This is a genomic window from Cupriavidus sp. 01L46 (genome assembly GCF_056399905.1).
Genome location: NZ_JBFTSF010000157.1, coordinates 1 through 14,608 on the forward strand (window position 1 = coordinate 1; position 14,608 = coordinate 14,608).

The following is a 14,608-nucleotide window of genomic DNA, read 5'->3' on the forward strand; positions in this document are numbered from 1 at the left end:
GTCGACGTCGACCTCGCCTTCGGCGCGCCGCAGGACGGCGGACAGCCGCGCGCGGCTGCCGTGCCGGCACCGGCCACCCCGCGCGGCACCCTGCTGACGCTGCGCTACACGCCGGTCAGCCGGCTCCAAGCCCTCAACGGCAAGACGGCCTGCGTGAGCGCGGGCAGCCCTTTTCAACCCGCGCTGGTGCGCGCCGGCGCCGCGCTGCGCAGCTATCCCTCGCCGCTGCAGGCGTTGCTGGCATTCCGCCGCGGCGAGTGCGCGGCGGTGGCGGAAGACGCCACGCTGGTCGCCCGGGTGATGCGCTTGCCCGAATGGCGTTTCTTTACCGCGGCGCCGCTGGTGCTCGACGGCGAGGGCGCGGCGCTGGCGCTGCGCCAGCCAGACGCGCAATCCGCGCGCTACCTGGCGCAATGGCTGGCGCGCTGGCAGCGCGACGGGCGCCTTGCGCGGCTGCGCGACGCGGCCGCAGGCGACGCCGCTTTCAACATGATGCTGGTGGAAAGCGGGCTGATTTGCCACTAAGCACCCGCCACGCATAACCAAAGACAAAACAGCACAAGCACACGACAGGAGCAACCATGAGCTTGCAGTCCACCGGCACCACCAGCCGGCAGCGGATTTCCCAGTGGCATCGCGAGAGCGGCTTTGCCTCGGCGGAGCCTGCCGAGCCGGCCCCGCCACCGCCCGGCGCGGCCCGCGCAACGCCCACGCTTCCCTCCGACGAAGCACTGCATGCGTTGTCCGAACGCTTTGCCGCGCGCGCCGCCGCCCATGACCGCGATGGCAGCTTCGCCTTCGAGAACATCGCCGAGCTCCACCAGCTTGGCCTGCTCGCCCTGACCGTGCCGCGCGCGCTTGGCGGTGCCGGGGCGGGACTAGCCGACGCCCGCCGCATCGTCCATCACGTTGCCGCCGGAGATCCGTCTACCGCGCTGGTGCTGGTGATGCAGATCCTTGGACACCGCAACCTGGCGCAAGACACGCGATGGCCGGCGCCCGTGCGGGAGCAGGTGCAGCGCAGCGCGGTGGAGCAAGGCGCGCTGATCAACTCGCTGCGCGTGGAGCCCGAACTGGGGTCTCCCGCGCGCGGCGGCCTGCCGGCCACGGTGGCGCGCCGGCATGGCGAGGGCTGGCTGTTGTCCGGCCACAAGATCTACTCCACCGGCATCCCGGCCCTGAGCTGGCTGGCCGTGTGGGGGCGCACCGACGAGCCGGTCCCGCGCACCGGCGTGTTCCTGGTGCCGCGCGACGCGCCCGGCATCAGCGTGGTGCCCACCTGGGATCACCTCGGCATGCGCGCCACCGGCAGCCACGACGTGATCTTCGATAACACGCCGCTGCCCGCCGCCTACGCGGTCGACCTGCGCCTGCCCGCCGCCTGGGGCGAGCGCTACGACCCGGCCTGGGCCGTGTGGACATCGACCCTGCTCGGCACGCTCTACGACGCCGTGGCGCGCAGCGCCCGCGACTGGTTCGTGGCATGGCTCAACCTGCGCGCCCCCGGCAGCCTGGGCGCGCCGCTGGCCACCTTGCCGCGCTTCCAGGAAGCGGTGGGCCGCATCGACGGCTGGCTGCTGGCCAACCGCGTCCTGCTGGAGCGCTTCAGCGCGGACGCCGATGCCAGCGTGCCGGCCAGCGCGAGCGACAGCAACCTGCTCAAGCTCAACGTGACCGACAACGCCATCGCCGCCGTGGAGCTCGCGCTCAGGCACGCCGGCAACCCCGCCCTGTCGCGCGGCAACCCGCTTGAGCGCCACTACCGCAACGTGCTCTGCAGCCGCATCCACACGCCGCAGAACGACGCGATCCTGGCCGGCGCCGGCGCGCAGGCCCTGYGCGCGGCGGCCGACATCGCAACCCATGCCGCGGCAGCCACGCCGTCCGGCAGCCAAGCCTGAGGCCATCATGACCCGACCCGACTCCCAGCCGCGCCGCATCGCCATCGTCGGCGGCGGCATGGCCGGCACCCTGACCGCCATCCGCCTGCTGCGCGACAGTAGCGCCCCACTTGCTATCCACCTGTTCGAGCCACGCGCCGAGCCGGGGCGCGGCCTGGCCTACAGCACGCAAGACCCGGCCCACTACCTGAACGGGCCCGCGCTGAACTTCAGCCTGTATCCCGAAGCGCTGGAGGACTTCGCGCAATGGCTGGTGCGCCACGGGCATGCCAGCGCCGCCGAGGCCGACAATGCCTTCGCTGCGCGCAGCGTCTATGGCGACTACCTGCGAGACACCCTGGCGCGCGCCCTGGCCGGCGCCGCCGGACGCGCCACACTGGAGCACGTGCGTACGGAAATCACCGACGTGACCATCGGCGTGCCGCACCGCGTGCGCGGCGCCGACGGCCGCGCATGGGACGCCGACCACATCGTGCTGGCCACCGGCGTGCAGCAGGCACGGCCAGCGCTGGCACAAGACGACACGCTGGAGGCCGTCGGCCGCTACATCCCGGATCCCTGGCAACCCGATGCACTCGCCCGGCTCGCCAGCGCGCGCGACATCGCCTTGATCGGCACCAGCCTGACCATGCTCGACGTGGTTGCCACGCTGGAACGGCACGGCTTCACCGGCACCTACCACGCGTTCTCACGGCGCGCGCTGGTGCCCTGGCTGCGCCGCAACACCGGCCCCTGCGATGACTTCCTCGCCGCCGCCGGGCCCGAAGCGCTGGCCGCGCCCACCGCCCGCGGCGTGGTCCGCTGGGTGCGCCAGCAGTGCGACAAGCTGGCCGCCCGGGGCCTCGACTGGCAGAGCGTGCCGCCCGCGCTGCGCACCTACATCGGCCCGCTGTGGGCAGCCGCCAGCGTGCCGGAGCGCCAACGCTTCCTGCGTCATGTGCGCCCCTTCTGGGACAACCTGCTGCATCGCGCGGCACCGCCCACGCACGCGGTCTTCGAGGCCGTGCGTGCGCAGGGCCGCCTGCATGTGCACGCCGCCCGCGTCACCGCGCTCGATGCCGTGGCCAGCAAGAATGAAGTGAATGACGCCACCGGCTGGCAACGCGGCCCCACAGGCAAAGCGGAGAAACACGTCCGCGTAGCTCTGCACCTCTCCCGCGAACTGCAAGCCCCGGCCACGGTGGACGCCGCCATCAACTGCACCGGCGCGGAATACGGCTGGCACGCCGGCAACACCCGGCCGCTGGTGCGCAGCCTGCTGGCGCGCGGCCTGGTCCGGCCAGCGGCAGCCGGATCCGGCCTGGACGGCGATGCGCACGGCCGCGTATTCGATCGCGGCGGCCGCCTCGTGCCGGGCCTCAGCGCACTGGGCGCGCCGCTGCGCGGGGCGCTGTGGGAGTCCGGCACCATCATCGACGTGCGCAACCAGGCCGCAGCGCTGGCGGCACGGCTGGCGGAGGAACTCGGACTAACGGCCGAAATCGAGGCGCAGGCAGCTTAGCTGCCTGGCATCCGGCCAAAGGGAACGCGCAGCCTGAAACCGGCAACGCTTGCCAAGCGCACCCGCCGTTGGMATATAATCTGGTCCGGGCGCCGGCAGGGCGCCCGCTCCCGCAAAAGCCAGCGCACCTGCCCGCCCGTACCGTACGGTGCCGAGCGATCCAGCCCGGCACCGCCAGTTCGTTGCAAGAACCACACCGTTGACCTTTTTTGCCGCCGCGGGAAACGGCATTGCAAAGGACATGACATGTGGCTCACGACACTCAACACGCCAGCTCGCCCCCCCAATAGCGATTTCCTGCGCCGCCATGCACGCAGGCTGCTGCGCCAGCTCCACGCCGAACAAGCCATGCAGGCGCTACCGGTAATCCGGCGCATCCACCGCGCGCAGGTACGCACGCAGGTACGTACGGAGAGCGTCGCGGAACTCTACCGGCTGCGCCACACCCTGCAGCTCAAGCACTGCCTGCAACTGCTGGCGGCCGAACTGGGCTACACCAGCTGGTCCGCATGCAAACGCGACATCGACGGCCGGCCCGCCAGGGTACTGGACCGCTACCGCCTCGACCTTGGACAGTTCGGCGACTACCAGCAACTCTGGTTCGCCGACCGGCAAGGCGCCCAGGCATGGCAAGCGTCCAACGGCGGTTACGTGGTGGCGTATGGCGAGCAAGCGGCGGTACTGCTGACGGGCAACGCCATGCCGGCGATGCGTGACTGACCGGAGGGCCTTGTGAGGCACCTCGGGGCGCCTCGGGGCGCCTCGGGGCGCCTCGGCACCTACTTCTCCACCGGGCGCCTTGCCAGCTGACGGTAGCGCGTCAGCGCCCATAGCGGAAAGTAGGCGGTATAGCCGTGGTACTTCAGGTAGTAGATGCGGGGGAAGCCCGGCGCATTGTGCGACGGATGCTGCCAAAGTCCGCTGCCAGCCTGGCAGTCCAGCAGGTAAGCAATGCCCCTGCGCACCGCGGGCGTATCCACCTCGCCCACGGCGAAGAGGGCCAGCAGCGCCCAGGCGGTGCAGTTGGGCGTGCTCTCGCCTTCATTGGTGCCGGCCAGCGAGTCATCGAAGTAGCTATCGTTGGTCTCGCCCCATCCGCCGTCAGCGTGCTGGCAGCGTAGGAGCCAGTCGACTGCCTTGCGGATATAGGGCTGGCGCACGTCCTCGCCCACCAGCGCCAGGCCCGCCAGCACACTCCAGGTGCCATAGATATAGTTGCTGCCCCAGCGTCCCCACCAGGCGCCGTCGGCGCGCTGCGCGCGGCGCAGGTAGGCCACGCAGCGCTCGACGGCGGCGGCGTGCGTTTCGCGGTTTCCGCTCAGGCCGATGCATAGCAGCACACGCCCGGAAACGTCCTCGGTGGGCGGATCCAGCAGGGCGCCATGGTCGGCGAAGGGGATGCGGTTCAGGTACTCGCGATCGCAATTGGCATCGAAGGCGCCAAAGCCGCCGTTGCGCGATTGCAGGCCCACCATCCATTTCACGGCGCTCGCGACCGCGTCCTGGTAGCGCTCGGGCTGGCCGATTCGGCGCGCTTGCACGGCCAGCATGGCCGCTACCACAGCACTGTCGTCGATGTCCGGGTAATAGGCATTGGCGTACTGGAACGCCCAGCCGCCGGGCTGCACCGACGCCGGCACGTGCTTGCCCCAATCGCCGCGCAGGTCTCGCACCTGCCGCGCTTCCAGCCAGTCGTAGGCGCGCTGCACCGCCTGCTGTGTGCGCGCGTCGGTGCCGGCGTGCTGCAAGGCCATGATGCTCCAGGCGGTATCCCACACCGGTGACAGACAGGGCTGGCAATAGGCCGAGCCGTCGGCGCGGCGCACCACGAGCTTGCGGATCGCGGCCAGGCAGGTAGCGCGTGCCGGATCGGTCTTCGGCACGCCAAGCAGCGTCATCATCTCGTACCAGTACACCATCGGCGGAAAGATACCGCCCAGGCCATCTTCGCCGTTCATCCGCTCCACGCACCAGGCTTGCGCCTGGGCGATCGCCCGCCGGCGCACCGCAGCGGGAATCAGCGGCTCGATCGCGCGTGCCAGCTTGTCTGCCACCAGGAAAGCCTTGCGCATCAGGCCCTCGCGGGAGAAATAGTGCCGCTCGCGCTCGGGTGGCGTGACGAACAGCTCGCTGACCCCGACACCGTGCGGATTGGCGGCCTTGGCCCGCAACGAGCACAGCACCGTCAGCGGCACCAGCGTGGAGCGCGCCCAGTAGGCCATCTTGTCCAGATGCACCGGCGCCCAGCGTGGGAACAGCATGAGCTCGACCGGCACGAAGGGCGTGGCGCGCCAAGGCACCTGCCCGAACGTGGCCAGGAGGATGCGGGTGAAAACATTGGACTTGGCGGCCCCGCCCTGCGCCAGGATGGCGCGGCGGGCCTGGGCCATGTGCGGGGCATCAGGGTCGTCGCCGGCCGCCTTCAGCGCGAAGTAGGCCTTGACGCTGCATGACACATCGAGCGCACCGCCGTGGTACTGGTCCCAGCCACCATGACGGTCTTGCCGCTGGATGCTTCGCAGGTAGACGGCCATCGCCGCCTGCAAGTCGGCATCGATTTCGTCCACGAAGTGCATCATCAGGATGTACTCCGCGGTAATGGTGGCATCCGACTCCAGCTCGAAGCACCAGTGGCCGTCGCGCTGCTGGTGGCTCAGCAGAGCCTCGCGGGCCGCGTCGATGGCCCGGTGCAAATTTGCGTCGGCGCCCGGTGTGGCGGGTGTGGCGGGTGTGTCTTGCACGGGCGTGCCGGCGTCCTGCCAGGGGCTAAATTGAGCGCTTGGCTGGGTATTCAGTTGGGTATTCAGGGAGGTACTCAATTGAGCGTTCGATCGTGCGTTCATTGCGGCTGGCACCGCGTCATCTGGTCCAGCTGGCGCAGGACCTCGGCCCTCAGCCCGGGTTCCATCGACTGGCTGCCCAGCAGGTCGGCGAGCCACAGCCCGTCAGCAGCCAGGCGGCAAATCATCAGCCTCGCCGCTTCCGCAGCGGGCAGCGGATCGGGCCTTGCGATTTCGGCGATGCGTGGTGCCCAGCGATCGCGCGTATCGGCATCGGTCAGCATCAACGCCAGCAGCAGATGCAGATAGCTGGCGGCGTCCTCTTTCCGCTCTTCCTGCAACGTCGCTCGCATATAGGCCCGCGCCGCGCGGCCCTCAGCCTGCGTGTCGCCGGCGATCGACGCGGCCACATCGGCGTTGAATGTCTCGACCGCATCGTCGAAGAGCGCGTCCAGCAGCGCCTGCTTGTTGCGGAAATGATGCTGCAAGCCACCCTTGCTGACGCCGGCACGCGCCGCCACCGCATCCAGCGTCACGGCGCGCAGGCCGGATTCGAGTGCGAGCTGGGCAGCGGCGTGCAATAGCTGCGGGCGCAGCACGTCGGGCTGCTTCTTTCGGCGGTGTGCTTCGGTCATGGACGCGGATCATACCATCCAGACGGATTGTTTTGAATCCGGATGCGCGGCGCGCCAAGAACCCGTTTCAGAATGAAGTCTCTTCGCGCAGGCGCAGACCTGCGCGAGCCGCTTCGCCGCTGCTCCCGATTGCCAGGGCAAGCGCCAGGGCGAACGCGCAACCAGCGCCCGCCCCGCCTCTCACACTCACTGCCCCCGCGTATCCCCCACGACCGGATCCATCCCGCTGCGTTCGATCTCCCCCCGCGCCGCAGGCGAAGCCAGATAGCGAATCAACGCGCGCCCGGCCTCCGGATGCTCCGCCCCCACCGGCACGCCGGCGGCGAAGGTAGTGATCTTCTGCAAAGGCTCTGGAATCTTGCCAACGAAGCTGGCGCCCTTGACCGGTAGCAGCTCGCTGACCTGCTGCAGCCCGATCTGGTAATCGCCCTGCGCCACCACTCTGCCAACCGGCGTTTTCTCGATCTTGTGGGCTCGGCCCTTGACCTGCGCCTCGATGCCCAGCTTCTTGAACATCTCCGTCTCGACATACACGCCGCTGGCGCTGTCCGAGTAGGCGATGGACTTGGCATCCAGCAGGGTCTTGCGGAATGCATCGACGGTGCTGATATCCGGCATGGGCGCGCCCTCGCGCACCGACAGGCCGATGCGCGAATCGGCCAGGTCGACCCGGCTGTCCGGCAGCACCTTGCCTTGCTTGATCAGGTCATCCAGCGCATAGGCCACCATGATCACCACGTCGGCATGCTCGCCGCGCGCGAGCCGGTTGGGAATGGCCTCGGGCGACTTGCCCATCGAGGGGCCCCATGCGGTGGACAGCGTATTGCCGGTGGCCTTCTCGAAGCCCGGGCCAAGCGCCTTGTAGGCTGCGGTGAAGCCGCCCGAATTCATGACCTTGACCTCGTCGGCGAGCGCATTGCCGGCGGCCAGCGCCATGCTGGCCACGCCGGCCAGCAGAAGTGCCAGCCATGGCTGCTTGTGTTGCCGAGGGAAACGGGAAGGGGGAACAAGCTTGCGGGCTGCCTTGACGGGGTACGGCACGGCAATGGTCGGCATGGTCGGCATGGTCATATGCGCTCTCTGTGGGCATTGAAATGGGAATCGGCCTGCCCGCTTCAGTCTCCGCGGCACAGGCCGACCATTGTATGCAAGCACCGCGCACGGCGATAATGCAATATTTCTTGGCTTTGATCGGTTTTACGCATCAATTCCGGTGCCAGTACCCCCGCCTTGCGCCGATGTGGCCGCGCTCCTGCCGCGCCGTGCCACCGCCTGCCCGACCATGTCGTACAGCGCTTGCGCATGCGCCGGCAGCGTACGCCCACGGCGGCGCAGGATGCCCAGCGTGCGGGATACGGCGGGATCGCGCAGGGGAACCGCGACCAGCGTGGCACGCTCGCCACCGGGCAGCGCCAGGCGCGGCACGGCCGCTACCCCCAGCCCGGCTTCCACCAGCGCCAGCACGCTGCTGACATGGCGCACCTCGTAGAAGGCGGCCGGCCGCAGCGGCAGCTCGGCCAGGGCAAGATCCAGCATCAGCCGGTTGCCGCTCGACTTGGCTAACGCTACCAGCGTGTGGGCGCCAAGTTCAGCCCATTTCACCGAGCGGCGCCGGGCCAGCGGATGATCGTGGCGGCAAGCCAGCACGAAAGGATCGCGCAGCAAGGGCTCGAACAGCAGGTCGGCCTCCTGCGTGCCGATGAAGTTCAGGCCAAAGTCCGCCTCGCCGCTGGCCACGCTGTGCAGGACGACGTTGGCGCCTTCGTCCACCATCTTGACGCGGACGTTGGGGAATTGCGCATGAAAGCGCGCGATCACCGCCGGCAGGAAGTAATGCGCCGCCGACGGCACGCAGGCAACCGTCACTTCGCCCGAGCGCGTCGCGGCCGCGTCGCCGATGCCCATCAGGGAAGATTCCACCTCCGCCAGCAGCGCGCGCGCCTTGCCGACAAACTCCCGGCCCACCACGGTCAGGGTGACGCGGCGCGTGGTGCGCTCGAACAGCCGCACATTGAGCGCCTGCTCCAGTTTGTCGATACGGCGCGACAGGGCCGGCTGCGACAGGCTGAGTGCCTCGGCGGCGGCGCGGAAGCCGCCTTGCTCCACCACGGCGACCATCGCCTGCAGGTCGCCGAGGTCGAATCTGATCGGTTGCATTGTGTTCCAGGCTAGGGCAATGATGAAGGGATCAGGCAGGCATTGATGCGCCCCGCCGATCAAAGCGCTCCGCCCAGCATTCTAGCCGTCCGCCCCCCGGCGCGTCCTCTCGCGCCAGCCTCTGGCAGGCGGATGTCCGACACCCCACGTGCGTAGGTGAATGGGGGCAGCGCCACTGAGGTATTCTCCCGAGCTTCGCCGCCAGGCCCGGCGAGCCGACCCGTCTCATCAAGCCGCATCGCGTCTCATCGCGCCCACCCACTGCACCGGAGGATATTTGCAGATGTCGGACCCGCTCGCCCTGCTAGCCGTCACGACGCTCCTTAGCGTCATGATGCTGGCGATCGTCTGGTCGCTGCGGCGCTGCGGCCAGCCGGGCGCGACGCTGTGGTGGCAGGCCAACCTGACGGCCATGGTCGMGCTGCTGCTGATTACACTGCGCGACAGGATCCCGGATGTGCTGTCGATCGTGGTGGCCAACGGCGCGCTGGCTTGGGGGCTGGCATTGTTTCATGCGGGCATCGCCCGCTTCTGCGGGCGGCAGCCACCCTGGCGCGCGATGATCGCCGGCACCCTCGCCGTGGTGGCCGGCGTCGTGACGTGGCGCTATGTATTCAATGATTTCAATACCCGCGTGGTCATCGTCTCGGCATTCCACGCCACGTTCTGCGCCTGCGCGGGGTACGTGCTGGTGCGCTACCGCCCGCGCGCGCGCCCGGCCAGCCATTACCTGACCACCGCCGGATTCGCCTTCTTCCTGTCCGCGGCGCATGCATTGCGGGGCGTGCTGTCCGCGCTCTCGGTCATGGACCATCCGGCCACGACGAGCACGCCCGGATTGAATGCCGCCTTCCTGGTGCTCGGCGCGCTGGCTATGCCGGGGCTMACCATGGGCGCCGTGCTGATGATCCACGACGCGATGGTGCGCCAGCTCGAGGCCGTGGCCAACACAGATTTCCTGACCGGCGTGATGTCGCGCAAGGCGTTCGAGAACGAGGCTGCGCGCGAACTGGCGCGCGCCGGGCGCGGCGGCCCCCCGCCGGTGCTGCTCATCATCGACATCGACCACTTCAAGGCGGTCAACGACACCTTCGGCCATGCCGCCGGCGATGCCGTGCTGGTGGAGTTCGCGCGCCTGGCCGCCGCCAGCCTGCGCGCGCCTGATAGCATCGGCCGCATGGGCGGCGAGGAATTCGTCGTGCTGCTGCCCGCCAATTCGCTGGAAGAGGCCCGCCCTGCCGCCGAGCGCATCCGCCTGCTGGCCGAAGGTAGCCGAGTCAGCGGCCCGTTTGGCACCGTGCGCTACACGGTGAGCGGCGGCTATGCCCGGTGGCACCCCGGCGAGAGCCTGGCGCAACTCACCGCGCGCGCCGATACGGCGCTCTACATGGCGAAGCTGTCGGGACGCAACCGCATGCTGGCGCACGTGCCTGCCCCGGCAGCGGCCGGCGTGCCCGCCGAACTGGCCACTGGCAAACTTTGACTGAGCCGGAAAGGCGGTCCTAAGCCTGCAACGGCGTGCCCCGGTACGCCCCGGGCCGCAGCCCGGTCCAGCGCCGGAAGGCGCGATGGAACGCACCCGGCTCGGCAAAGCCAAGCTCGGCCGCGATTTCCGCCAGCGGACGGCTGGAATGGCTCAGCGCTTCGATGGCCAGGTCGCGCCGCATCTCATCCTTCAGTTGCTGGTAGGTCCCACCCTCCTCCATCAGCCGGCGCCGTAGCGACGATGACGACATATGCACGTCGTGCGCCAGGCGGTCGAAGGTGGGCCACTGCTCCGGCGGCTGCGAGCGCAACTGGCGCCGCACCCGCGCCATGATGCTGGTGCGGTCGGTGTATTTCACCACCACGTTGTGCGGTGCGTCGCGCAGGAAGGCCTTGAGGCTGCGCTCGTCCTGGTGCACCGGCTGGTCCAGCCAGGCCGCGTCGAACACCAGCGCCGTGGCCGGCTGGCCGAACGCCAGGTGGCGCGAGTACATCAGGCGGTACTCGGCGCTATAGGCCGGCTCCGGATAGCTGAACGCCGCCAGCAGCACGGGCACCCGCCGGCGCAGCAGCCAGCTCATCAGCCCGTGCAGCATGATCAGCATGGTCTCCTGTGCAAACACGCCCGGYGGCTGGCTAGAGGTGGCCGTCAGCACCAGGGCGGCCCGTCCGCGCTTGCCGGCGCCCGGCTCACCGCCCACGCCTTCGCGCTCCAGCCGCACGCCGATATCGTCCAGCAGCAAACCGAAATAACGCACCACCCTCTCCAGCCCCTGCGCCAGCGTCTTGCTGCCGACAATGGCGTGGCACAGCATGGCAAAGCTGCCGCACTTCATGCGGCGCGAGTCCTGGCCAAAGAACTCGTCGTCCAGCGCGGCGGCCACCTCCAGCCACAACGCGCTATAGCTTGCCGCCGACACGCGCGCCTGCGGCACCGCCAGCAGGGCCGGCACGATGCCCGCCGCCTGCAGCACCGGCTCCGGCGCGATGCCGCGCGCGCGCAAGCCCGCGATGGCGTGATGCACGAAGCAGATGGCGACGCTGTGTTTTTCCATGGAAAGGCAAGGATCTGGAACGGATGGCTTCCTGGCCCGGGCTTGCCGGCAGTGGCAAACGAGTTCAGCAAGGTTGGCGGATTCTGGCATAGGAGCGCCCCGCCTGTCTTCCTACACTTGCTGCCAACACTCCCGCCCAGTGCGGGCCACCAGACCGCCAGCCTCACCTGGATTGCGTGCCCCCAACGACAATCCCGGCCCAACCCGAGCCGCCATGCACCACGAATTCAGCGAACAGCAAGCCATGATCCGCGACACCGCTCGCACCTTCGCCAGCGAGCGGCTGGCGCCCTGCGCCGCCGAGTGGGACCGTGCCGGCCAGTTGCCGCCCGAGGTGGTGGCGGAGATGGGCGCGCTAGGGCTGCTCGGCATGATCGTGCCCGAGGAATGGGGCGGCACGTATACCGACTACATCGCCTACGCGCTGGCCATCGAGGAAATCGCCGCCGGCTGCGCTGCCTGCGCCACCCTGATGAGCGTGCACAACTCGGTGGGCTGCGGCCCGATCCTGCACTACGGCACGCAGGCGCAAAAAGAGCGCTACCTGCCGCGCCTGGCCAGCGGCGAGATCATCGGCGCGTTCTGCCTGACCGAGCCGCAGGCCGGCTCGGAAGCGCACAACCTGCGCACCCGGGCACGCGCCACGGACAATGGCTGGGTGCTGTCCGGCAGCAAGCAGTTCGTCACCAACGGCCAGCGCGCCGGCGTGGCCATCGTGTTTGCCGCCACCGAGCCGGCACAAGGCAAGCGCGGCCTGTCGGCCTTCGTGGTGCCTACCGATACGCCCGGCTTCTCGGTGCACACGCCCGAGCGCAAGATGGGCATCCGCGCCTCCGACACCTGCGCCATCACGCTGGACGACTGCCACGTGCCGCACGACGCGCTGCTCGGCGAACCCGGCGAGGGACTGCGCATTGCCCTGTCGAACCTGGAGGGCGGGCGCATCGGCATTGCCGCGCAGGCACTCGGCATCGCCCGCTCGGCCTTTGAAGCCGCYTGCCGCTACGCCGCCGAGCGCGTGCAGTTTGGCCGCCCGCTGCGCGAGCATGCGCCTATTGCCAACATGCTGGCCGACATGGCCACCGAGCTCAACGCGGCACGCCTGCTGGTGCACCGCGCCGCGCATATGCGCACGGCCGGCCAGCCCTGCCTGTCGGAAGCCTCGCAGGCCAAGCTCTATGCCTCCGAGCTGGCCGAGCGCGTGTGCTCCAAGGCGCTGCAGATCCATGGCGGCTACGGCTACCTGGAAGACTATCCGGTCGAGCGCCATTACCGCGACGCCCGCATCACGCAGATCTACGAAGGCACCAGCGAGATCCAGCGCATGCTGATCGCCCGCACCCTCTGAGCCGGCTGCCCGACCACTCGCCCGACGAATTGCCCGACCACTTGCCCGACCACTTTCCTGCCTTGCAGCACCCACACTTAGAACCGACGGAGACTACCCCATGAGTGCCCAGAACCCCAACGCCGCCGTGCCCACCGTCAAGCTGTTGATCAACGGCGAGTGGGTGGAGTCCGCCGCCACCGAATTCCGCCCCGTGGTCAATCCGGCCACCCAGCAGGTGCTGGCGCAAGTGCCGCTGGCCACCGCAGCCGAGGTCAATGCCGCCGTGGGCGCCGCGCACCGCGCCTTTGCCACGTGGCGCCACACGCCGCTGGGCGCGCGCCTGCGCATCATGCTCAAGTACCAGGCGCTGATCCGCGAGCACAGCAAGCGCATCGCCGCCATCCTCACCGCCGAGCAAGGCAAGACCCTGGCCGACGCCGAAGGCGACATCTTCCGCGGGCTTGAGGTCGTGGAACACGCCTGCTCGATCGGCACGCTGCAGCAAGGCGGCTTTGCCGAGAACGTGGCCGCCACCGTCGACACCTACACCCTGCAGCAGCCGATTGGCGTGTGCGCCGGCATCACGCCGTTCAACTTCCCGGCCATGATCCCGCTGTGGATGTTCCCCATGGCGATCGTGTGCGGCAACACCTTCGTGCTCAAGCCATCGGAGCAAGACCCGCTRTCCACCATGGAACTGGTCAAGCTGGCCATCGAGGCCGGCGTGCCCGCCGGCGTGCTCAACGTGGTCCATGGCGCGCGCGAGGTGGTGGACGCGCTGTGCACGCACCCGGACATCAAGGCGGTTTCCTTCGTCGGCTCCACYGCCGTGGGCACCCAYGTCTACAACCTCGCCGGCGCGCACGGCAAGCGCGTGCAATCGATGATGGGCGCCAAGAACCACGCCGTGGTGCTGCCCGACGCGCACCGCGAGCACACGCTCAACGCGCTGGCCGGCGCGGCCTTCGGCGCCGCCGGCCAGCGCTGCATGGCGACGTCGGTAGCCGTGCTGGTCGGCGCCGCGCGCGAATGGCTGCCCGAACTGGTGCGCAAGGCCGCCACGCTCAAGGTCGGCGCCGGCATCGAGCCCGGTACCGACGTATGCCCGGTGGTATCCGTCGCCGCCAAGCAGCGCGTGCTCGGCCTGATCGAAGCCGGCGAACGCGAAGGCGCCACGCTGGCGCTCGATGGCCGCAACGTGCAGGTAGCCGGCTACCCCGAAGGCAATTTCATCGGCCCGACCGTGTTTGCCGATGTCACCACCGAGATGTCCATCTACACMCAGGAAATCTTCGGCCCGGTGCTGGTAGTGATCGGCGTCGACACGCTGGACGAAGCCATTGCCCTGGTCAACCGCAACCCCTTCGGCAACGGCACCGGCGTATTCACGCAAAGTGGCGCGGCTGCCCGCAAGTTCCAGAGCGAGATCGACGTCGGCCAGGTCGGCATCAACATCCCCATCCCGGTACCCGTGCCCTACTTCAGCTTCACCGGCTCACGCGGCTCCAAGCTCGGCGACCTCGGCCCCTATGGCAAGCAAGTGGTGCAGTTCTATACGCAGACGAAGACCGTCACGGCAAGGTGGTTTGACGATGCAACGGTGAATGATGGGGTGAATACGACGATCAGCCTGCGCTGATTGGCACGCATCGGCTTCGGCCAGCGCCCGCCCTCTCCCCCGGCCCCTCTCSCACAAGTGCTCAGGATTACCCACAAATCTGGGGGGCGAAGGTGGAAAAGCGGTTGTAAACCGCTGTAAACCTG

The 14,608-nt window shown here is 69.0% G+C and carries 12 protein-coding genes; 7 read left to right on the forward strand and 5 right to left on the reverse strand.

Annotated features, from left to right (window positions below):
- From AC1DS3_RS24160 to AC1DS3_RS24175, 4 genes are all read left to right on the forward strand, one after another.
- On the forward strand, positions 1-525 hold a 525-nt coding region (locus tag AC1DS3_RS24160; protein WP_477128114.1), incomplete at its 5' end, for a substrate-binding periplasmic protein.
- A 56-nt stretch (positions 526-581) separates the two neighbouring features.
- A complete protein-coding gene (locus AC1DS3_RS24165) occupies positions 582-1,901 on the forward strand; it encodes an acyl-CoA dehydrogenase family protein (protein ID WP_477128115.1) in 1,320 nt (439 codons plus the stop codon).
- Positions 1,902-1,908: 7 nt separating this feature from the next.
- A complete protein-coding gene (locus AC1DS3_RS24170; protein WP_441638761.1) occupies positions 1,909-3,402 on the forward strand; it encodes an FAD/NAD(P)-binding protein in 1,494 nt (497 codons plus the stop codon).
- 246 nt (positions 3,403-3,648) lie between these two features.
- A complete protein-coding gene (locus AC1DS3_RS24175; protein ID WP_441638759.1) occupies positions 3,649-4,122 on the forward strand; it encodes a hypothetical protein in 474 nt (157 codons plus the stop codon).
- Positions 4,123-4,181: 59 nt separating this feature from the next.
- Here AC1DS3_RS24175 and shc read toward each other — a convergent pair whose 3' ends face one another.
- The 4 genes from shc to AC1DS3_RS24195 all read right to left on the reverse strand — a co-directional run bounded on the left by shc (position 4,182) and on the right by AC1DS3_RS24195 (position 8,974).
- Positions 4,182-6,143: a squalene--hopene cyclase gene (gene shc, locus AC1DS3_RS24180; RefSeq protein WP_441638991.1), complete on the reverse strand. Its 1,962-nt coding sequence runs from the start codon at positions 6,141-6,143 to the stop codon at positions 4,182-4,184.
- Positions 6,144-6,241: 98 nt separating this feature from the next.
- On the reverse strand, positions 6,242-6,817 hold the full coding sequence (locus tag AC1DS3_RS24185; RefSeq protein ID WP_441638757.1) for a TetR/AcrR family transcriptional regulator: 576 nt from the start codon (positions 6,815-6,817) through the stop codon (positions 6,242-6,244).
- 186 nt (positions 6,818-7,003) lie between these two features.
- On the reverse strand, positions 7,004-7,753 hold the full coding sequence (locus AC1DS3_RS24190) for a substrate-binding domain-containing protein (protein ID WP_441638989.1): 750 nt from the start codon (positions 7,751-7,753) through the stop codon (positions 7,004-7,006).
- Between the two features lie 261 nt (positions 7,754-8,014).
- Entirely contained in the window at positions 8,015-8,974 is a 960-nt protein-coding gene (locus AC1DS3_RS24195; RefSeq protein WP_441638755.1) for a LysR family transcriptional regulator, read from the reverse strand.
- Between the two features lie 283 nt (positions 8,975-9,257).
- Here AC1DS3_RS24195 and AC1DS3_RS24200 point away from each other — a divergent pair, with 283 nt between their 5' ends.
- On the forward strand, positions 9,258-10,457 hold the full coding sequence (locus tag AC1DS3_RS24200; RefSeq protein WP_477128116.1) for a GGDEF domain-containing protein: 1,200 nt from the start codon (positions 9,258-9,260) through the stop codon (positions 10,455-10,457).
- A gap of 19 nt (positions 10,458-10,476) precedes the next feature.
- Here the strand turns inward: AC1DS3_RS24200 and AC1DS3_RS24205 are convergent, their stop codons facing one another.
- Positions 10,477-11,514, reverse strand: coding sequence for an AraC family transcriptional regulator (locus tag AC1DS3_RS24205; protein WP_441638751.1), 1,038 nt, complete (start codon positions 11,512-11,514; stop codon positions 10,477-10,479).
- A 214-nt stretch (positions 11,515-11,728) separates the two neighbouring features.
- On the opposite strand from AC1DS3_RS24205, the gene AC1DS3_RS24210 reads away from it, so the two are divergent.
- A complete protein-coding gene (locus AC1DS3_RS24210; protein WP_441638749.1) occupies positions 11,729-12,862 on the forward strand; it encodes an acyl-CoA dehydrogenase family protein in 1,134 nt (377 codons plus the stop codon).
- Between the two features lie 100 nt (positions 12,863-12,962).
- A complete protein-coding gene (locus tag AC1DS3_RS24215) occupies positions 12,963-14,483 on the forward strand; it encodes a CoA-acylating methylmalonate-semialdehyde dehydrogenase (protein WP_441638747.1) in 1,521 nt (506 codons plus the stop codon).
- Positions 14,484-14,608: the final 125 nt, after the last annotated feature.